Annotated in this window: 18 protein-coding genes; 4 read left to right on the forward strand and 14 right to left on the reverse strand. The window is 68.3% G+C overall.

The window, feature by feature from the left end:
- Positions 1–5: 5 nt before the first annotated feature.
- Complete coding sequence (locus tag EV670_RS10790; protein WP_130431914.1) at positions 6–512, reverse strand: TRAP transporter small permease subunit; 507 nt, start codon at positions 510–512, stop codon at positions 6–8.
- On the reverse strand, positions 509–1,009 hold the full coding sequence (locus EV670_RS10795) for a gluconokinase (RefSeq protein ID WP_242616922.1): 501 nt from the start codon (positions 1,007–1,009) through the stop codon (positions 509–511). The genes EV670_RS10790 and EV670_RS10795 overlap by 4 nt, the downstream gene beginning before the upstream one ends.
- A gap of 172 nt (positions 1,010–1,181) precedes the next feature.
- On the opposite strand from EV670_RS10795, the gene gntR reads away from it, so the two are divergent.
- Positions 1,182–2,210: an HTH-type transcriptional regulator GntR gene (gene gntR / locus EV670_RS10800; RefSeq protein ID WP_130431916.1), complete on the forward strand. Its 1,029-nt coding sequence runs from the start codon at positions 1,182–1,184 to the stop codon at positions 2,208–2,210.
- A 125-nt stretch (positions 2,211–2,335) separates the two neighbouring features.
- Positions 2,336–3,850, forward strand: coding sequence for a serine/threonine protein kinase (locus tag EV670_RS10805; RefSeq protein ID WP_130431918.1), 1,515 nt, complete (start codon positions 2,336–2,338; stop codon positions 3,848–3,850).
- 23 nt (positions 3,851–3,873) lie between these two features.
- Here EV670_RS10805 and EV670_RS10810 read toward each other — a convergent pair whose 3' ends face one another.
- A complete protein-coding gene (locus EV670_RS10810; protein ID WP_130431920.1) occupies positions 3,874–4,692 on the reverse strand; it encodes a YihY family inner membrane protein in 819 nt (272 codons plus the stop codon).
- Between the two features lie 421 nt (positions 4,693–5,113).
- Positions 5,114–5,707, reverse strand: coding sequence for an OsmC family protein (locus tag EV670_RS10815; protein WP_207225053.1), 594 nt, complete (start codon positions 5,705–5,707; stop codon positions 5,114–5,116).
- 162 nt (positions 5,708–5,869) lie between these two features.
- Here EV670_RS10815 and EV670_RS10820 point away from each other — a divergent pair, with 162 nt between their 5' ends.
- A complete protein-coding gene (locus EV670_RS10820; protein WP_130431922.1) occupies positions 5,870–6,889 on the forward strand; it encodes a GlxA family transcriptional regulator in 1,020 nt (339 codons plus the stop codon).
- Between the two features lie 312 nt (positions 6,890–7,201).
- Here EV670_RS10820 and EV670_RS10825 read toward each other — a convergent pair whose 3' ends face one another.
- The 8 genes from EV670_RS10825 to EV670_RS10860 all read right to left on the reverse strand — a co-directional run bounded on the left by EV670_RS10825 (position 7,202) and on the right by EV670_RS10860 (position 17,363).
- A complete protein-coding gene (locus EV670_RS10825; RefSeq protein WP_130431924.1) occupies positions 7,202–8,269 on the reverse strand; it encodes a lipid A deacylase LpxR family protein in 1,068 nt (355 codons plus the stop codon).
- A 105-nt stretch (positions 8,270–8,374) separates the two neighbouring features.
- The gene (locus EV670_RS10830; protein ID WP_130431926.1) at positions 8,375–9,109 is read right to left on the reverse strand and encodes an MgtC/SapB family protein; all 735 of its coding nucleotides are present in this window, start codon (positions 9,107–9,109) and stop codon (positions 8,375–8,377) included.
- Between the two features lie 9 nt (positions 9,110–9,118).
- Positions 9,119–9,784: a TetR/AcrR family transcriptional regulator gene (locus EV670_RS10835; RefSeq protein WP_130431928.1), complete on the reverse strand. Its 666-nt coding sequence runs from the start codon at positions 9,782–9,784 to the stop codon at positions 9,119–9,121.
- Positions 9,781–11,265, reverse strand: a complete 1,485-nt coding sequence (locus tag EV670_RS10840) for a patatin-like phospholipase family protein (protein WP_242616923.1) — start codon at positions 11,263–11,265, stop codon at positions 9,781–9,783. Before EV670_RS10840 ends, EV670_RS10835 begins: the two co-directional genes overlap by 4 nt.
- A gap of 5 nt (positions 11,266–11,270) precedes the next feature.
- Positions 11,271–14,369 (reverse strand): efflux RND transporter permease subunit, encoded by a 3,099-nt coding sequence (locus EV670_RS10845; RefSeq protein WP_130431930.1) that lies wholly within the window; start codon positions 14,367–14,369, stop codon positions 11,271–11,273.
- Positions 14,366–15,490 carry an efflux RND transporter periplasmic adaptor subunit gene (locus EV670_RS10850; protein WP_130431932.1) on the reverse strand — a complete coding sequence of 375 codons (1,125 nt, stop codon included), beginning with the start codon at positions 15,488–15,490 and terminating at the stop codon, positions 14,366–14,368. Before EV670_RS10850 ends, EV670_RS10845 begins: the two co-directional genes overlap by 4 nt.
- A 28-nt stretch (positions 15,491–15,518) precedes the next feature.
- The gene (locus EV670_RS10855; RefSeq protein WP_242616924.1) at positions 15,519–17,138 is read right to left on the reverse strand and encodes an efflux transporter outer membrane subunit; all 1,620 of its coding nucleotides are present in this window, start codon (positions 17,136–17,138) and stop codon (positions 15,519–15,521) included.
- Positions 17,139–17,147: 9 nt separating this feature from the next.
- Positions 17,148–17,363, reverse strand: a complete 216-nt coding sequence (locus EV670_RS10860) for a hypothetical protein (protein ID WP_130431934.1) — start codon at positions 17,361–17,363, stop codon at positions 17,148–17,150.
- A gap of 222 nt (positions 17,364–17,585) precedes the next feature.
- On the opposite strand from EV670_RS10860, the gene EV670_RS10865 reads away from it, so the two are divergent.
- A complete protein-coding gene (locus EV670_RS10865; RefSeq protein WP_130431936.1) occupies positions 17,586–18,623 on the forward strand; it encodes an AI-2E family transporter in 1,038 nt (345 codons plus the stop codon).
- A 249-nt stretch (positions 18,624–18,872) separates the two neighbouring features.
- On the opposite strand, the gene EV670_RS10870 is transcribed toward EV670_RS10865, so the two are convergent.
- Together EV670_RS10870 and EV670_RS10875 are read right to left on the reverse strand one after the other, a co-directional pair.
- Positions 18,873–19,256, reverse strand: coding sequence for a hypothetical protein (locus tag EV670_RS10870; RefSeq protein ID WP_130431938.1), 384 nt, complete (start codon positions 19,254–19,256; stop codon positions 18,873–18,875).
- Positions 19,257–19,429: 173 nt separating this feature from the next.
- A complete protein-coding gene (locus tag EV670_RS10875) occupies positions 19,430–19,765 on the reverse strand; it encodes a hypothetical protein (protein ID WP_130431940.1) in 336 nt (111 codons plus the stop codon).
- Positions 19,766–19,771 lie beyond the last annotated feature (6 nt).

A 19,771-nucleotide genomic window follows, 5' to 3' on the forward strand; every position in this document is an offset into this window, starting at 1 on the left:
CGCGTTCACTCCACGTCGGCGCCGTGGCCGAGGTCCAGCGGCTCGTGGCGCAGGAGGCGCCAGAGCGCCATCGCACCGATCGCCACCGCGCACAGGAAGGCCGGCAGCGGCAGCAAGGCCGTGGAGTAGCCGAGCACCACCGAGTGGCTGCCGAGGCCGACGAGCACCTGCTGCCAGGCGCCCCAGGCCAGCGCGACGCAGGCGGCGATCTCGAGCAGGCGGATCAGCACCGTGAGGCCGGCCAGCAGCTCGCGCCTGCGACGCAGGGCCACCAGCAGGCCGGTGAAGACCATGTGCTCGTTGCGCGCGTAGGCCACGCTGGCGCCGATGAACACCATCCAGACGAACAGCAGGCGCGAGACTTCCTCGCTGGCGGCCACGCCGGTGCCGAAGCCGTAGCGCAGCACGACGTTGACGAAGACCGCCAGCGCCATCACCGCCAAGCACAGCGCCATCAGGTTCTCGACGGCCCACACCAGGCGCGTCGTCGGCACTGCATCGCTCGTGTTCATGCTCTTGTCTCCTGGTTCCATGCGATGACCTGGTCGACCAGTGCCTCGCGCGGCAGCGTGGCGTCGATCGTCAGCACGCCGGCTTCGCCGTGCGGACTCTCCAGAATCTCGAACTGGCTGTCCACCAGCTCGGCCTTGAAGTAGTGGCCACCCGCCCGCTGCGCGACGCGCCGGCGCGCCTCGGCCCGGCTCAGTTCGAGGTGCACGAAGCGCAGGCCGGGCAGCGCCGCGCGCAGCCGCTCCCGGTACGAGCGCTTCAGCGCCGAGCAGGTCAGCAACGCGCCGGCGGGATGTCGCTGCAGCTCCGTGCCCAGGGTGTCGAGCCAGCCGGCGCGGTCGGCATCGGTCAGCGGCGTGCCGGCGCGCATCTTGGCGACGTTGGCCGCAGCGTGGAACTCGTCGCCCTCGATCAGCGGCCAGCCCAGCACGGCGGCGACGGCGCTCGCGAGGCTGGACTTGCCGCAACCGGCCACACCCATCACGACAATCGAGGACATCTGGATAGCGCTATCCGGTTGGAGTCTAAAAAACGCAGGTACCCGACCTGCGTCCTGGCTTGCACGAGAGCAATCCGAAGTGGCTTTGCCGAAGAAGCGGCTTGTCATTCGGGCTTGGATAGCGCTATCCTAGGTGCTCGAATCAGAAACGACGACAAGGGTTTTCCAGTACATGACGGAACCTCCCAAGCGGCGCGGCCGCGCCACCGGCCGATCGACCCTGGCCGATGTGGCACGACTGGCCGAAGTCAGCGTCAACACGGCCTCGCGCGCCCTGCGTGGCACGCGCGCGGTCGATGCCGAACTGGTGGCGCGGGTTCAGGCCGCGGCCAAGCAGTTGCGCTACGTGCCCGACCCGGCGGCGCGGGCGCTGGCCTCGGCGCGCAGCTCGCATGTGGCGGTGCTGATCCCCTTGCTCACCAACGCGCTGTTCGTCGAACTGCTCGACGCGGTGCAGCGCAAGCTGACGCCGGCCGGCTACCAGACGCTGATCGGCGTCACCCACTACCGGCCAGAGGAAGAGGAGGAACTGCTGCTGAGCTACCTCGCGCATCGCCCGGCCGGCTTGCTGGTGACCGGTGTCGACCGCAGCGACGCCGCGCGCCGGATGATTGCCGACAGCGGCGTGCCCTGCGTGCACCTGATGGAGACGGTGCGCCAGCCCGGCGTCTACAGCGTGGGGCTGTCGCAGCAAGCGGCCGCGCATGCGCTGACCACGCACCTGCTGCAGCGCGGTTGCCGCCGCATCGCCTACATCGCCGGCCAGCTCGACCCGCGCGTGATGCAGCGGCGCCAGGGCTATGAGCAGGCGCTGCGCGAAGCCGGCTGCTACGACTCGCGGCTCGAGGTGCTCGATCCCTCGCCGACCTCGATGGCACTCGGCGGCAGGCTGTTCGAGGAACTGCTGCGACGCCAACCCGATGTCGACGCCATGTTCTTCTGCAACGACGACCTGGCCCAGGGCGGCCTGCTCGCGGCCCTGCGACTGCAGGTGCCGGTGCCGCAGCGGGTGGCGATCGTCGGCTTCAACGACCTCTCCGGCAGCGAGCTGATGCTGCCGCCGCTGACCACGATCCGCACCCCGCGCTGGCAGATCGGCACGCAGGCGGCATCGATGCTGCTGGACCTGATGCACGGCCAGCCGGTGGCGCAGCCGGCGCTGGACCTGGGCTTCGAGCTGGTGGTGCGCGGCAGCGCCTGAACGACGCCGCCACGGCCGGGCGTGAGTTTCGACACGCTTTGCGCCGGGGCCGCCGCCGAGGCATCGCGGCCGGCCGCAGCGCGGCGTTAAATGCGGCGTTGGCTCCGTGCCTTGTGCCCGCCGCGATGACCGATCTCCACGTCGACGTCGACCCCGATGCGCTCGCGCCCGGCACCCGCCTGGGCGAGTTCCAGATCGAGCGCGTGATCGGCGTCGGGGGTTTCGGCATCGTCTATCTCGCCTTCGACCATGCCCTCGAGCGCCGGGTCGCGCTCAAGGAGTACATGCCATCGACGCTGGCGGCGCGGCGGCGCGGCATGCAGATCGCGGTGCGCTCGCAGGCGCATGCAAAGACCTTCGGCATCGGCCTGCGTTCCTTCATCAACGAGGCGCGGCTGCTGGCGCGCTTCGACCATCCGGCGCTGGTCAAGGTCTATCGCTTCTGGGAAGACAACGGCACCGCCTACATGGCGATGCGCTTCTGCGAGGGCCAGACGCTCGGCGCGGCACGCGCGGAGATGGCTTCGCCGCCCAACGAAGCCTGGCTGCTCGCGCTGGCCGACGCGGTGCTCGGGGCGCTCGAGGCGCTGCACCGCGAGCAGGTCTACCACCGCGACGTGGCGCCCGACAACATCATGCTGCAGGCCGATGGCGGCTCGCCGATGCTGCTCGACTTCGGCGCCGCGCGGCATGTGATCGGCGACCACACTCAGTCGCTGACCGCGATCCTCAAGCCCAACTTTGCGGCGATCGAGCAGTACGCCGACGCCGGCGCGCTGCGCCAGGGGCCGTGGAGCGACATCTACAGCCTGGGCGCGGTGCTGCACTTCTGCCTGATCGGCCGCGCGCCGCTGCCGGCAACGCTGCGCGTGCTGCGCGACGAACTGCCGTCCTTGCTGGCGCTGCGCGCCGAACTGGTCGCTGCCGACGGCTCGCACTACAGCGAGGCCTTTCTCGGCGCCATCGACGCCGCGCTGAGCGTGCTGCCCGAAGGCCGGCCGCAGGACGCGGCGGCGTTCCGGGCCCGCCTGCGCGGCGCCGCGTTGCCGGCGCCCTTGGCCGCGGCCAGCCTGCCGGCCGCGCCGCGTGCCGCGCTCGAGCTCAGGCGCGGATCCTTCGCACCCACCACCGCGCTGCGGCGGCAGGGTGGCGCCGTGCATGCCGTGACCACGGCCTGGGCCACGCTCGCGCCGGCTGGCGACACCGATGGCGCGCCCGGGGCGTACCGGTCCACGTCGCGCCGGAGCAGGCGGACCCGCATGCGGCGCTGGTTGGTGCCAGGGCTGGCATCGGTCGTCGTGGCCGGGCTGGTCGTCTACGGACTGATGGCGGCACGGCCGCCGGCGGCCACGCCCGCGCCCTTACCCGTGCTGGCGAGCGTGACGCAGCCAAGCCCGGCGGCGTCCGAGCCCGCAGCGTCGAGCGCGGTGGCCGCCGTGGCAACGAACGACCGTGCCGCCGCGAGGCCGTCCGCGGTGCGGCGCACCCGGCCCACCGCCCGCGCCGCCTGCGGCGAGCGCAACTTCTTCTCGATGCAGTTCTGCCTCGACCGGCAGTGCCGCAAGCCGGAGTTCGCGCGCGACCCCGAGTGCGTCGAGAGGCTGCGCCAGCAGGCCGACCGAAGCGAGCAGAGGTACTGAGCGAGAGCGCCCGGGCGGGCGTCTCAGCGCCGCGCGGCCGGCCGGGTGGCGCTGGCGCGCGCCAGGTTGGCCGCGATCAGCGCCGCCGTCAGCGTCACCAGCCACGAGAAGTACAGCCACAGCAGGAACAGCGGGAACACCGCGAAGGCGCCGTACACGGCCTTGTAGGTCGGGATCTTGAGCAGGTAGGCCGCGAAGCCGCGCTTGCCAAGCTCGAGCGCGACGCTGGCGAGCAGGCCGCCGACGATCGCGTCGCGCCGCCGCACCCTGGTGTTCGGCACGTAGCGGAAGAGGCAGTAAAGCCCGACCCAGCTCAGCGCCACCGGACCCAGGTTCAGGACGAAGCTCGCCGAGGGTGGCAGGGGCCCGACCCAACCCATCGACGCCACCAGCACATAGGAGGTGGCCCACAGGCTCAGCGCGAGGGCGGGTGGCCCGACGGCGAGCATCAGCAGGTACAGCCCCACTCGCCGGTGGAAGGGGCGAGCCTTCTTCACGGCCCAGATCTGGTTGAGCGCGTTCTCGATCGTCATCAGCAGCGCCACCGCGGCTGCCAGCAGCAACAGCGAACCCACCAGGCCCAGATGGCCCGCGTTGGCGGCGAACTGCTGCAGGTAGCGCAGGACCGTGCGCGCGATCTCCGCCGGAAGCAGGCCCTTCAGCAGATGCTCCTCGAGCGCGGTCTCGAAGCGGCCGAAGACCGGAAAACGGGTGAACAGCGCGAAGCTCACCGCGAGGAACGGCACGATCGACAGCAGGGTCGCGAAGCTCAGGCTGCCGGCCACCTGGGGCAGGCGCTCCTGCCTGGCGCGGTGGAGCGTGAGGCGGGTCAGTTCGAACATGTGGCGCGCAAGACGTGGGGGCGGGCAGTCATCGCCAGGGACGGGGAGAGCAGATTGTCGATGCCGATGCGCAGGGTGCGAAGCGTGTTGGCTTCGGACCACTGGGGCGCGTGGCGTTCCGCTGGTCCCGAGCTGGAAATCACGACCCATTGTTGTTCTTCAACGAACGACGGAGATGCAGCGAATCTGAGTCTTCTGCGTTCGGCTCGTTGGCCTGCTCGAGGTGCCCGCAGCGACCACTCTCGAAGCTCGGCTGTGGTGCTTCGCTTCGGGAACCTCAGTCCGTGGCCGCCAACTGAACCCACCATTGCACATTGCCGGGTCTTCGGCGCCAGCCCGTGGCTCTCGGCCCATTGCGAACAGTGCTCACCCAACGGGACGCCGGGCTCGCCTTGTGCGCGTGCCCGGCCTCCGCGTGGCATCAGTCGCCCATCGGTTCGACCTCGACGTCCACCCGCGTGCCCTGAGCCAGCGTGTTGAACACCGGCGAGAACGCAGTCAGTTCGCGGATGCGGGGCAGGTCCTTGGGATGCGCCTTGACGCGGAACGCGGCGCGGATCGCCGTGTAGCCCTTGGGCACGTCATCAGCCAAGCCGAGGAAGCCGCGCAGATCGATCTCGTCTTCCAGGCGGGACTCCAGCGCCTCGATGCGGATCCCCCGGACAGCCGCATGGGCGACCATGCTCGTCGTCAGGCACGACGCCAGCGCGTGAAGCAGGTGCTCCACCGGGTTGGCACCGTTGTCGTCGCCGGCCAGGATTGCGGGCTCGTCCGCGTCCATCTTGAACGTCTGCCGGTGGGCGATCTCCTGCCGGGCGCCGTAGAAGCCGGCCACGGTACTGCGGTTGTGATTGCCTGACAGCCACGTGTTGCTGGCGCGAAAGCGGCAGGCACCCAGGCCGGCATCGGCCTGGATGGCATTGACGGTCGCCATGAGCGTGTCGACGTTGACGCCGTTGACGACATGGCTGGGGCGGACACCGTGGGTGGCGTCCATCGAGAGGGTTTGGCTCATGATTCGATTCCTGTGAAAGTGAAGTGAGTGGATGGATCGAGCCGGTCCAGGCAATGCGCAGGGAACGCGACTCGGGCTCTACGATAGGAATCGGGGGACGACGCCAGAAGATGGACACCGGCCACAAAGAGGCCGCTTGCGCCACAGATTGAGTCGGGAGCCATGGCTGCCAGCCATAACGAAGCCGTCGACATCCTCGTCGTCGCTGTGCCGGAGACGGCAGGTTCGGCGCTGTACGGCATGGTCGACGTGCTGTCGGCCGCCGGCAACCTCTGGAGCACGCTCACGCGTGCGCGCGAATCCGAACGGTGCTTCCGCGTGCGGATCGTGTCGCACCAGGCCACGCCGTTTCGGTGCGGCAATGGCATCCCGGTTGCGCCGGACCATGCCATCGTGGACGACCCCGCAGCGCCCATCGTCATCGTTCCCGAGCTGTGGCTCGGCCCCGACGAGTCGATGTCGGGACGCCATGTTGAGGTGATCGAGTGGCTGCGGCGGCGCTATCGCGACGGCGCCTACCTGTACTCTGCCTGCTCGGGCGCGCTGTTCCTCGCGGAGACGGGCCTGCTGGACGGGTGCCCGGCCACATCGCACTGGGGCTATGCCGACCTGTTCAGGGTGCACTACCCCAAGGTGCGCTTCGATCCGGCGCCCAACCTGGCATTTGCTCGTGCGGACGGGCGCATCGTGACGGCTGGCGGCACGACCTCGTGGCACGACCTGGCACTGCACATCATCGGCCGCCACGCCAGCCCGGGTGAGGCGCTGCGCATCGCCAAGGTGTACTTGATGAAGTGGCACGCCGAAGGACAGCTGCCGTACTCGCCGCTGGTCACCGAGAAGCCACATGGCGACGCCGTGGTGCGCCGCTGCGAGCGCTGGCTTGGCGAGCACTGGCTGGATGCAGACGCGGTGGGGCAGGTGGCCAAAGTCGCAGGCATCCCGCAACGCACATTGGAGCGTCGCTTCAAGGCTGCGACGGGATGCTCGCTGCTTGAGTATCTGCAGAGTGTCCGGATCGAACAGGCCAAGCACCTGCTGGAGACCGGCGGCACGCCGCTCGATGAGATCGTGGCCGAATGCGGCTACGCCGACGTCTCGTCGTTTCGACGACTGTTCAAGCGCCTGACAGGCCTGACCCCAGGCCAGTATCGGCGTCTGTTTCGCATGCCGGATTCATGAACGATCGATCCGACTCATGGAAGAACTCATTCACGGCGATGACGGCTGGTCGCTGAGTGGCAGCTCCAGGCTGGGTGCAGTCGCTCGGCGATAAGCTGAGGAATGTCGACTGCTACCTAAGCCGACCTTGGGCCGCAAGCAAGTTCCACAGAGCACTTCCGTGCGAGCAAAGGTGCGGCGTGTTGACGCTGACAGGCTGCTGGTTTCTACCGGCCTTCCTTGGCCGCCAGGCTTGGGGTCGTGGCCAGGGATCGGTCGCTGTTCGGTCGCCATCGGAGAGGTCAGCGAACCGCGGGATCGCGACGGACTGGTTCAGTAGTGCAACGACAAGCTCAGGGTACCGAAGTCGGCAGGCTTGCGCTCGCCAGCAAAGGCCCTCGTGACGCTCGTCCTGCCGAGGAAGAAGACCAGATTGCGACGGCGTGCGGTGAGGCCGATCGTCGCCATGCCCACGAAGGGCTTGGAGTCGACTGAGCGGCTCTCCCTGAACACCGTGCCATCGAGCGGCAGGTAGTGAACAACGCCGTAGCCCGCCAAGCCCCCGGAAAGCGAGATCGACCAGTTCTCCACGGGACCGACTCCCACCGTCGACGCTACGTTGAAGCCTTGGCGCAGGGCGGTACCGCCGAGAGCATCCACGAGGTTCCTGCCGACTTCCGCGTAGATGCCGGCTCCGACGCCGGTGAAGTAGGTGCCCAGCCCCGCGTTGGCCACGGGAACGATGCGCCACGAGAGCGACTTGCCCCAGTCTCCTTGTGCCAGCAGGTATGCACCCGAGTAGTCCAGATTCACGACCGGCTCATTCGGCATCTGCGTATCCCATCCCATCGGCCTGTCCGCGCCGATCGCCTTGTGGAAGCCCTTCTGCACTTGTTCAGCGCCCGATGCCGGACCGACGACGCCGACGCGCAACTGCCAGGCATGCGTCGCGCGCTCGCCTTTCGAATAGATCGTGCTGTCGACATACAGCACGCCCGCATAGGGCTGGTCGTCGAGGGGTGGGTTCGCGAGCTTGATGTCGTCCGGCGTGTGCATCTCCTGGGCAACGGTCCAGGCCGCATAGCTGCGGTAGCCATCGTTGCCGACAAACGGAAGGAAAGACAAGAACTCGCCCCAGCGGCGGACAAGGCTGCCCTTGTCGTAGCTGGCGATGTCCGGGGACACCCACGACACGCCAATGCCATTGGTGTAGTTGTTGTCCGAGCCGGTCAACACATCGTTCTCCAGCGTCAGCGTCCAGGCGCCACGGGGAGACGCGGTCGGCTGCGCGGCGCAGTCGATGGCACCGAGTGACAGCAGCACAGCCGATGCCGACAGGATGGCCGTCTTCATGCGACGGGACAAGGCGCGGTGCGGCAGAAGCGAAGGGTCGGATTGCATGGTCTCTGGCTCTCGAAGCGGAGTCTTCAGAGTAGCGACGGGCCGGCCGGAAGTCGTCGGCGAAAGGTCTCCGTTGCGTCGCCATTTCGTGGCGAGCGGAGCCCCTCAGTTGCGCACGGGCATGATGCTGAAACTCGCTACGCCCTCAGAGGCGGCCATTTCCTGTGCCAGCAGCACCGGCGAGGTGGCGCGAGCGCGGTCCCGCGCCACGACGCAGAAGCGCCACTCCGGCATGCTGTTGCTGAAGGTGATGCGCAGGCTGTTGCGCAGCACCAGGTAGCCGTGGGCCTCGGCCTTTTCGGCGAGTTCATCGAAGGTGGGTGGCCCGACGGCCCCGAACTTCACGCACACCTCCAAGGTTGCGCGGCTGGGCAGTTGCGCTTCGAGCCGATGCATTGCCGACATCGACAGCATGCACAGCATCGCCATCAGCAGCGCAGCGGGGTAGAAGCCCACCCCCAGCAAAATGCCGACGGCCGACGCGGCCCAGATCGACGCAGCCGTCGTGAGGCCGCTGATGCTCAGTCCGTCCTTCATGATGACGCCGGCACCGAGAAAGCCGATGCCGGTGACCACCCCCTGCACCACCCGAGTCGGATCAGGTGAGAGGTGACCGGCGGTGCCGCCGTACCAGAAGGCGACTTGCCCGACGAACACCGTGAGCGCGGCCGAGGCCATGCAGACGAGTCCGTACAGGCGCATGCCGGCAGCGCGGCCGTTGTATGAACGCTCGTAGCCGATCAGCATGCCGAGCAGGAGTGCACCGACCAGGTTCAGCCCGATCAAGGCGTTGGCCGCGAGAAACGCGCCGCTCCAGTAGTGCTGCAGGTCTCCCAGCATGACTTCCCGCTACGGATGCACGCTTGCGCCGTGTGCTGGCGCAAGCCCTTGGAGCACAAGCTCGACGTGCTGCGGAATGAAGGCTTCACTCAGGCATCGGTCTGCCGAAGCGTCCGGATCGATCAGGTGCCAGTGCATGCACGACATGAGCATGGGCAGGAGCAGCGAATGAGCGACGACATCCGCATCCATCCTTCGAAGCTCGCCACGGTCCATGCCCTGACGGACCACTTCGGCGATCGATGCATGCAGGGGCTTGACCACGCCGCAGCGACAGGAATCCATGATCTCAGGGAACCGCGGGGCCTCGGCGATCGCCAATTTCAGGGCGCGTCCGACGGTCTCGTTGCGGAGATGCGTCCAGATATCGAGCAGCATCCGGCGCAGTACATCGGTGCTGCTGCCAGCACGCCCTGCCATCGGTCGAAGCTTGGCAAGTGCTTCCAGCGCGGGTGAGGCAATGGCTGCCTGGAGCAACTTCTCCTTGCTTGGAAAGTACAAGTACAGCGTGCCCTTGGCGATGCCCGCTCGGGCGGCAATCTCTTCGGTCCGCGTGGCGTCAAACCCCTTCTCGGCAAACAGCGAGAGTGCCGCGTCGCGGAGTTCGCCGGCGCGCGCATGCTTGCGCCTGCGACGGGCGCCGGAGCTACCGCATGGGCTTGAGCCGGTCGTCAAGGCTCACTCCGTGGTGCCGCAGACTCGGAGGTGGTCTCCTGTGCTGTGAGCACTGCGCTCTCGTTCAGGCTGCCCCGCAGCCGCTGAAAGGCGGCCGATCCGCGCAGTGCCATGCGACCGGCGGTCCTGAGTTCGCGGACCTGTCCCGGCGAGATCGTCAGGGCCGTCGGCACGCGCAGGACGGCGTGGCGCAACGAAGCGTCCTGGAGGTCGCGCAGGCTGACGTTGATGACGTGGATCTCGGCATCGGCGGCAAACGGACTGCCGGGCAGCTTGCGGGCGGCCTGCAGTTCCGCGGACAGGCGCTGTGCGACGTCGTTCATCATGGCGGTGGTCTCGGTCGTCACTCGGGAGCCGGCGCCGAACACCAGCGAGTCCATCACCTGCGAAGTGCTCGGCACACGATCGCTCTGGTCGATGCGGTCGGTCGTATCGCGCTCGGAGTTCACGCTGATGAGCACGATCTTGTGTACCGAGCCCGGCGGTCGCCCGCCGAAGGTAGCGCTCAGCGAGCCGGCGGCGACGGCGCGGTCCAGAAGGCTGCGCACGCCGAGGTTGTCGACAACACCGCCATCGACGAGATGGATGTACGGCCGTTCCTCCGCGTTCCCATAGGCGCCGGCGATGAGCTGCAACAGACGGGCCGACAGGTTCGGATCGGCCTGCTGCTCTGCGTTCAACGCAGCGGGCGCTGGGCAGCTGCCGGCATAGTTCTTGACCGTCATCGGACTCAACAGCAGTGGCACCGAGGACGAAGCGGCGACCGCAAAGGACAAGGGCACGCTGTCGAGGTCGGAGCAGATCAGCGCGAACTGCTCGTGCGTGAACTCGAACGGCGCACCGGTGCTCAGGTCGGTGGCGGTGACGAGCAGGCGCCGCCGCGAATGCTGAGCCCGCAGATCGCCGAAGGTCTTGCCGCGAAAGACGGTGTCGAGCTGTCGCGCCAGGGTGTTGCTGCGGCCGTACCAGGGCGAAGAGAGCTGGTAGGCGGTGTGCGGTGTCAGAAGAACGTCCCGGATCAGGCTCGACTGGAAGTTCACGAGCAGGAAGTCGCGCTCGAAGCGCGCGAAGACCTCGTCACCGAAGGCCGCGTAGTAGGTCGCGAGGATGCTGCCGCCCGAGACGCCGCTGACCAGCCCAACCTCGTCGAGCAGCGTCGTTGGCCGACCTTCCAGTTCGAACTGAGTGGCCTTCAGTTCCTCGAGCACGCCGAGGCCGAAGGCGGCGGCGCGCGCACCACCGCCTGACAGGGTGACCGCGGCGACGATCGGGGACGCCGGCTCCCGGGCGTCGAGGACAGGAACCATCATCGGAGTGGAGGAAGGGACGGGCGACGCCGCCGCGATCGGCTGGTTGATCCAGGGCCGCACGCTAGAGCAGGCGCCCAGCAGCAGGGCCGCCGCGCACAGGAGCAGCGCGCGCACTCGTTGCGACAGCATCGTCGATTGCGACCGAGTCATCGTGAAGGCGAACTGCGCCACGGCCGTCAGGAGACGAGCACCGCACCGGCCGGAGCCGGATCGGTGCCGCCGGCCGGCTGATGGCGTCGGACCTTGAACCAGGCCGCGTAAAGCGCCGGCACGAAGAAGATCGTGAGCAGGGTCGCGACGGTCAGGCCGCCCATGATGGCGATCGCCATCGGGCCCCAGAACACGCTGCGGGTCAGCGGGACCATCGCCAGCACCGTGGCAAGCGCGGTCAGCACCACCGGGCGGGCGCGGTACACCGCTGCATCCAGCACGGCGTTCCACACATCCCGGCCCTGCTCGATCTCGATGCGCACCTGGTCGATCAGGATCACTGCGTTGCGCATGATCATGCCGCCCAAGGCGATGATGCCGAGGATCGCCACGAAACCCAGCGGCGCCTGGAACACCAGCAGCGCGGGCACCACACCGATCAATCCCAGCGGCGCGGTCAGCACCACCATCCACATGCGCGAGAAGTCCTTCAGTTGCAGCATCAGCAGCGTCAGGATGGCGACCAGCATCAGCGGGGCCACCGCCAGCAGCGCCTTGTTGGCCTTGGCGCTCTCTTCCACCGCGCCGCCGACGTCGATGCGGTAGCCCGAGGGCAGCTTCGCTTCGATGTCCTTGAGCATCGGCCGGATCTCCTGCGTCACCGACACGCCTTGCTCGCCGTCCATCACGTCGGCACGCACGGTGATCGCCATGTCGCGGTTGCGGCGCCACAGCACCGGCTCCTCCAACTCGTGGCGGACGCTCGCCACCTGCGAAAGCGGCACGACAGTGCCCTGGCGGGTGTAGAGGTTGATGTCCTTGAGCGTGTCGAGGTTCAGGCGCTCATCGGGCACCGCACGGGCCACGATGTCGATCAGGTCCTCGCCCTCGCGCAGTTGCGACAGGGTTGCACCGTTCATCACGGTCTGCGTCACCAGCGACACCTCGGACGGCGAAAGGCCCAGCGCGCGCGCCTTGTCATGGTCCAGCTCCACCTTGAGCGCACGCACCGGGTCGTTCCAGTCGAGCTGCGTGTCGCGCACCTTCGGGCTTGCGGCAACGATCTGCTCCACGTCGCGGGCGATCTTGCGCACCGTCTGGGTGTCGGGGCCGACGACGCGGAACTGCACCGGGTAGCCGACCGGCGGCCCCAGTTCCAGGCGCGTCACGCGCAGCCAGGCCTGCGGGAACTCCTGGTCGGCCGCGGCCACCAGCCGGCTGCGCACGCGTTCGCGCGCCTCCAGGTCCTTGGTCATCACGACGAACTGGGCATAGCCGGGGTTCGGCAGCTCGGGGTTGAGCGAGAGGTAGAAGCGCGGCGCTCCGGCACCGGTGTAGGCGGTGAAGAACTTGACGTCCTCGTCCTTGGCCAGGACCGCCTCCATGCGCTTGACCTGTTCGCTCGTCGCGGCGAAAGAGGAACCCTCCTTGACGCGCATATCGATCACCAGTTCAGGACGCGAGCTGTTCGGGAAGAACTGCTGCGGCACCAGCTTCATGCCGGCCACTGCCAGCGCCAGCGCACCGAAGGTGGCGCCGATGACGATCCAGCGGCGTTCGATGGCAGCGTCGATGAGGCCGCGCAGCTTGCGGTAGAACTTGGTGTCGTACTGGTTGCCGCCATGGTGATGCTGGCCGAAGTCCTTGGGCAGCAGCTTGACTGCCAGATACGGCGTGAACAGGCCCGAGCAGAGCCACGAGAAGATCACCGCGGCGCCGACGATCCAGAAGATGCCCCCCGCGTACTCGCCCGTGGTCGACTTGGACAGGCCGATCGGCAGGAAGCCGGCGGCCGTGATCAGTGCCCCGGTCAGGCGCGGCATCGCGGTCGACTCGTACGAGAAGGCGGCCGCCTTGGAGCGGTCCCAGCCCGCCTCCATCTTCGCCAGCATCATCTCGATGGCGATGATGGCGTCGTCCACCAGCAGACCGAGCGCGATGATCAGCGAGCCCAGCGAGATGCGCTCCAGGTTCCAGCCCATCGCCAGCATCAGCATGGCGACCGCGCCCAGCACCAGCGGCACCGAGGTGGCGACCACCAGGCCGGCGCGCCAGCCCAGGCTCACCAGGCTGACCACGATCACGATGACCAGCGCCTCGACCAGCGCCTTCACGAAGTCGTGGATCGCCTCGTTCACCGTGGTGGGCTGGTCGGCCACGCGCTCCAGCTCGACGCCATGCGGCAACTCGGACTGGATCTTGTCCACCGCCTTGGCCATGGCCTTGCCGAGTTCCACGACGTTGCCATCGTTGGTCATCGAGATGCCGAGCATCAGCACCTGCTGGCCGTTGTGGCGCACGGTGTAGGTGGGCGGATCCTCGTAGCCGCGCTTGATGCTGACGATGTCGCCAAGCTTGATGGTGCGCCCGCCGGCCGTGATCGGCACATTGCGGATGTCGTCCTCGTCGCCGAACTGGCCGCTGACGCGCACCATCACGCGGTCGCCGCGCGTATCGATCTGGCCGGCAGGCAGCACGGCGTTGTGGCTCTTGATCGCCTCGACGATCGCCAGCGGGGTGATGCCCAGCGTGGCCAGCCGCTCGTGCGAGAACTCCAGATAGATGCGCTCGGCCTGCTTGCCGATCAGGTCCACCTTCTTGACCATCGGCACCTTGAGCATGCTGCGCTTGATGTCCTCGGCTGCATCGGCGAGCTCGGCCAGGCCGACGCCGTCACCCTTGACTGCGTACATCATTCCGTAGACGTCCCCGTACTCGTCGTTGACGATCGGGCCGATCACGCCTTCGGGCAGTTCGAGGCTCAGGTCGTACAGCTTCTTGCGCGCCTGGTACCAGGCCTCGCGCTGCTGTTCCTTGCTGGTGCCGCCTTTCACGGTAAGCGTCATGCCGCCGTAGCCCTGGCGGGCAAAGGTGACCACTTTCTCGAAGTTGTCGATCTGCTCGAGCTTCTTCTCCATGCGGTTGAGCACCTCGTCCTGCACCTGCTGCGCGGTCGCGCCCGGCCAGAAGACGCCGGCGGTCATCGACGGCACCGAGAAGTTCGGGTCCTCGAGCTGGCCCAACTTGGTGAAGCTGAAGGCACCGGCCACCGCGACGATGAGCAGCATGAACAGGACGATGGCGCGGTTGCGCAGCGCCCACTCGGTCAGGTTGAAGTTGCTCATCGGGCGGCCTGCTGCGTCGTGTTGGCTTCAGCGAGCGCCGCCGCGGGCTCGGGCAGCGCGACCTTCAGGCCAGGCGCCATCTTCTGCACTCCGGCGGTGACGACCTGTTCGCCGGCCGGCAGGCCGGAGACCAGCACCTGGTCGTTGCGGTAGCCGTGCACCGAAACGCGTACCAGCTCGACGGTGCCCACCGGCTCCTTGCCGGCGGGCTTCACCACCCACAGCGCCGGCTGGCCATCGCTTTGCGTGATGGCCGCGGCGGGGACAACTGCCGCCGACGTGCCTGGCATCACCCGATCGGCTACCAGCGTTGCGGTGGCACCCAGAGGAAGCGCACGGGAGGTCACCAGCTTCAGCCGCGCGCGGTAGGTGCGCGTCTGGGCGGCAGCCTGCGGTGACAGTTCGCGCAGCGCAACATCGAAGCGTTCGTTTGGCGTGCTGGCCAGCGATGCCTTGAAGCGCGCGGTCTTGAAGGCCGCCACCTGGTCCTCCGGCACGTCGACCACGATCTCGGGCTCGCCGGGGTTTGCGATCGAGACGACCGGCAACCCTTCGGGGACCACCTGTCCCACCTCGAGGCGGACGGCGGTGACCACACCGCTGCGCGAGGCGCGCAGCACGGTGTACTTGAGGCGGTTGCGCGCGAGCTCGAGCTTGCGCGCCTCGGCCTCGGCGGCCGCGGCTGCCGTTTGCGCGCCGGAGGTGGCGCGCTCGTCGTCGGCCACGCTGACCGAGCCGTCGCTCTTCAGGTCGCCCAGGCGCAGCCGGTCGGAGTCGGCCTGGCGCGCCTGGGTGACTGCGGCGGCATGCTGCTGCCGCGCCGCGTCCTCGGCGAGCCGGTAGTCGGCGTCGTCCAGCACGGCCAGCACGTCGCCTTCATTCACGAACTGGCCGACGTCGACCTTGCGCTGGACGACCTTGCCGCCGACGCGGAAGGCCTGGTCCACTTCATGGCGCGACTGCACCGTGCCCACGTAGCGGTTGACTTCGCGGGCCTGGTCATAGCGGAGTTCAACGGTGCGCACCGGCCGGGGCGCCTGCACGGGCGGCGTGTCCGGGCTGCACGCGGAGAGCATCGCGGTTGCGGCCAGAGCGCCGACCACTGAAAAAGAGTGCTTCAAGACAGTTCCTCGTGATAGCAAAAGGTGTTCAGGAGAGCGGGCGGGCGGTGCTGGCGGCCGCGGGAGGCATGGCGCTGCCCTTCGCGGTATCTGCGTCGGGCTCGAAGACCTGCCAGCCCCCGCCCAGCGCCTTGTAGAGCTGCACGCTGTCGAGCAGCAGCCGGGTGCTGCTGTCGTTGGCGCTGAGACTGACCGCCAGGCGCGAGCGCTGCGCATCGAGCAGCGGCAGCAGGTCGATCTGTCCGCGGTTGTAGAGCGATTGCGCGCGGCCCAGCGCCGCTTCGGCGGAGCCCGCGGCGGCCTGCAGCGATTGCGAGCGCTGCCGCTCGGAGGAGAGCGCCACCAGCGCGTTCTCGACGTCCTCCAGCGCGCGCACCATGCCGTCCTCGGCGCGCAGCACCGCCTCACGCTGGCCGCTCTCGGCGGCATCGTTGAGGGCGCGCGTGCGCCCGGCATTGAAGATCGGCATCGCGAGCAGGGCCGCCACGTTGGTGTACCGCGCGGCGCCAAGACCGATGCTGTTGAGCTCAACGTTCTGGCGGCCGAACGACGCGTCCAGGAACAGCCGCGGGAACCATTCGGCCGCAGCCTGCTGGCGGCGCGCATTGGCCGCATCCAGCTGTGCCATCAGGGCGAGCACGTCGGGCCGACGCTGCAGCAGCGTGGCAGGCTGTCCCGGCTGGGCCTCGGGTACGACCACGTCGCCGCGCCAGGTCTCGATGCGCCCGGCATTGAAGGCCTGGTCACCGATCAGCACGGCGATGCGGTGCCGCGAGACCGCCGCGATCGTCTCCAGCGGCGGGATCTGTGCGCGCGCCGATTCGGCCTCGGTCTGCGCACGCTCCACGTCGAACGAGGTCGCCAGGCCCGCGCGCTGGCGCGCCTTCACCAGGCGCAGGGTCTCGTCATGGGCGGCGGAGATGGCGCGCAGCGTATCGAGCTGGCGCTGCGCACCGACCAGCGTGAAGTAGTTGCTGGCGACATCGGTCATCACCAGCAGGCGCACGCCGCGCACACCGTGTTCCGCGGCGAGCGCGTCGGCGGCGGCGGCGGCCGCCCCGGCGCGCAGGCGGCCGCTGAGATCGACCTCCCATGAAACGTCGAGGCCGGCGCTGGCAGTCTTGGTGTCCGGCACGAGTTGCTTCACGGCGTTCCCGTAGCCGCTGCTGCGGTCGCCGGCCGAGCCGACGGCGCTCACACTGGGCATCAGGAAGGAACGGCTGACCGTCACGCCGGCACGCGCGGCGTGCAGGCGCTCGGCGGCGATCCTGACGTCGCGGTTGCCGAGTGCTGCGCGGTGCACCAGGTCGGCCAGCACCGGGTCGTGGAAGCTTGCCCACCAGGCAGCCTCGGGCTCCACCTCGGCGGCCGCATTCGCGGCGAACTGCGCCGGCACATCGACTGTCGTGCGGGAGATCGGCGTGGCGCAGCCGCTGAACACCAGAGCGATCGCCGCGGTCAGCGCCGCCAAGGCGACGAGCCCGGCCGGCCGACCGACGCGTTGCACGGTGTTCTGCCCGGCCATGTGCGGCAGCGCGGTTGTGGATGGAGGTGACATCGGAGTGGACTTGTCTGGATTCGATGGGGTGTCAGCGTAGGGCTCGCTGTGCACGAAGTCGTCAGCGTTGGGTCGGAGTTCGGTCGCCATGCGTGGAGCTCAGGCAGCGGTGTCGTCTTCCGTACGCGAGGCTGCGTCGCACTCGAGGTCGCTGGTAATGGAGGTCAGCAACTCGGAGGCGGATGCAAACTCCTGCTGGTTCCCGGTGACGAGGTTTTCGACGCGGCCGGCGAGCGCTTCGGCCGTGGCGTCGCCGCGCAACTTGAGGACGTAGGTACGGCGGGTCGGGTACTTGGATTCAGGGTTGAGCTTCATGGCAGGCAGGGATCGAACAGATTCGGCGTCAGAGTAGGCCGCCCTCCCGGTCGAGTCGTCAGCGAAAAGTCGGCGTTCGGTCGCAACCGCGCTCGCCCGCAAGCACGACGAAACACGACGAAGCACGACCCAATGGCGACCTGTCGCTGACGACTCCGGCGCCGTGCGTCCCTAGCATCGGCCTCCATCACCACAGTGCGGCCCGCATCGGCGCCCCGCCCCATGAACCTCAGACCCACATCGGGACGGCTGCTCGCCGCGGCGATCGCCGTCCTCTCCTTCTGGATCGTGCATGGCTTCATCGAAGCGCTGCTGGCGGCCGGCGTGATCGCGATCGCGAGCTGGCCGCTGTACGCCGCTTTCCGAACCCGCCTGCCGCGCGGCGTTGGCAAGGGCGCGGGCGCCGCGATCTTCACGGGCGCGATCACCGTGTTCGTACTGGCGCCGCTGGTGTTCGCCGGCTGGGCGCTGATGAGCGAGGCCCACGCGCTGCTGCTGGGCCTCGCAACCGCCGACGGCCGGGGGCTAGTCGCGCCCGAATGGCTCGCGAACGCGCCGGTCGTGGGCTCCTCGCTGGCCGCTCGCTGGCAAAGCCTGCTCGCCCGCCCGGGCGCGCTGCTTCAGATGACTCACCAGGCCGAGCCCTCCGCGATCCTCGGCTGGGCACACTCGCTTGGACAGGCGACCGCACGGCATGCGCTCATCGTCGCGTTCGCGATCCTGCTGCTGGCCTTTCTTTACCAGGAAGGTTCATCGCTCGCGCAAGCGCTGACGCGCTGGCTGCGCGAAACGGTCGGCGACCGGGCCGAGCACTACCTGGTCGTCGCCACGCGCGCAGTTCGCGCCTCGGTGAACAGCATGATCGTCGTGGCTTTGTTCAATGGTCTTGTGACCGCGCTGGCGTTCGCGATCATCGGAGTGCCTCGCCCGCTGGTCTGGGCCGCGATCATCGGCGCGTTGTCCGCCGTGCCCTTCCTGGGCTATGGGGCGGTGGTCGCGGTCGCGTTGCAGCTGGTTCTCCAGGGTACGCACACGGCGGCGCTCTGGTCGCTGCTGCTGGGCTCCGCGGTCCTGCTGTGCGGCGACAAGCTGGTGCGGCCCATCGTGGCGCGCGGCGGGATGCAGCTGCCCTTTGTATGGGTGTTGATGGGCTGCATCGGCGGCTTCAGCGTGTTGGGCCTGGCCGGGCTGGTGATCGGGCCGGTCGCGCTCACTCTGGCGCAGGAGATCCTGGCGCAGCAGCTGCGCGAGAGCTGTTGATGAAGGTGATGCTGCGAGCTGCGCCCCTTCGCTACATGCCACCGCGCAAGGATGGGCGATCTGGCGGTATCGGTGGGTGCACGCGACCAGCTGCGGCGCGCCAAAGGCGGCATCGTGCTTCGCCGCCTGGTCCGCGTGCTTACTGACCGCGGACAAGCGACTCGTCGCTCAGTAGAACCAGGACGCGATCGCGCTGCCATGCCGCACCCAGCATGCGGTGGCCAGCGGCACAACGGCTTTGTCGCCCGCCTACCTGACGATGTAGCCGCGGCCTTCCATGCAGGCGGCGCGTGCACGTTCGTAGGTCACGCGTTGCTGTTCACGCCCGGTGAGGAGCGGCACCGGCGGTGCCGGCGGCAGCGACGGCAACTGGGGCAGCGCCGTCGGCCCCGGCGCGCGGGAAGCGAGCGCTGTCGTCGGGGCGGCGCGCAACGGAGGCGCATTCGGCAACGTGACCAGTGGTTGCGACCATTCGTAGCCCGACTCCTTGCGCGACCATGCGTCGCACTCGGAGCGGTCCTTGTCTTGCTGTTGGTTCGTCTGACCCACGGCCGGATAGAACACCAGTTCGGGCTCATCGGCCTGGGCCAGTGCGGCAATCAGCGAGAAGGTCGCGATCAGAATCTTCTTCATGATGTCCTTGGGTGCGTTACTTCGGCAATGTCGGGCACGTGCCCGTCTGGTCAGACGTGCGCCTCATTCGATCGCCAGGCTGCACCTGCACCACGTGACAGATCAGCCGGGCGAGTAGCGACTCCCCGCTTGCAAATTGCTCCCTATCTGGCGCTTGCAACGTGGGCGGCGCTTCAGGCACGCGGCCAGTCCGTCGCGAGCTCGGGAAAGGACTTCTTCAGCCGCTCGACGACGTGGCGTTCGATCGCCGCCGTCTGCTGCTGTCCGAGCGCGTCGGCCGACTTCTGGCGCACGGCAAAGTGCATCAGGAGCAGGTCATGCAACTTGCGAAAGGCGATCGGGTTGTCGGCAGCGCACACCGAGTCGTCACCCTGGATCAGACGGTCGATCACGCCGGGTTCGAGGATCCTTACGCGGCACAGCATGGCCATCCGAGCCAGCTCGCGGTCCAGCGCTTCGAGGTTGTTCTCCCACCACCCGATGCGGTAGGCGTCATTGCGGTCATCCATGCTTGG

The organism is Rivibacter subsaxonicus, from assembly GCF_004217215.1.
Classification (GTDB): Bacteria; Pseudomonadota; Gammaproteobacteria; order Burkholderiales; family Burkholderiaceae_C; genus Rivibacter; species Rivibacter subsaxonicus.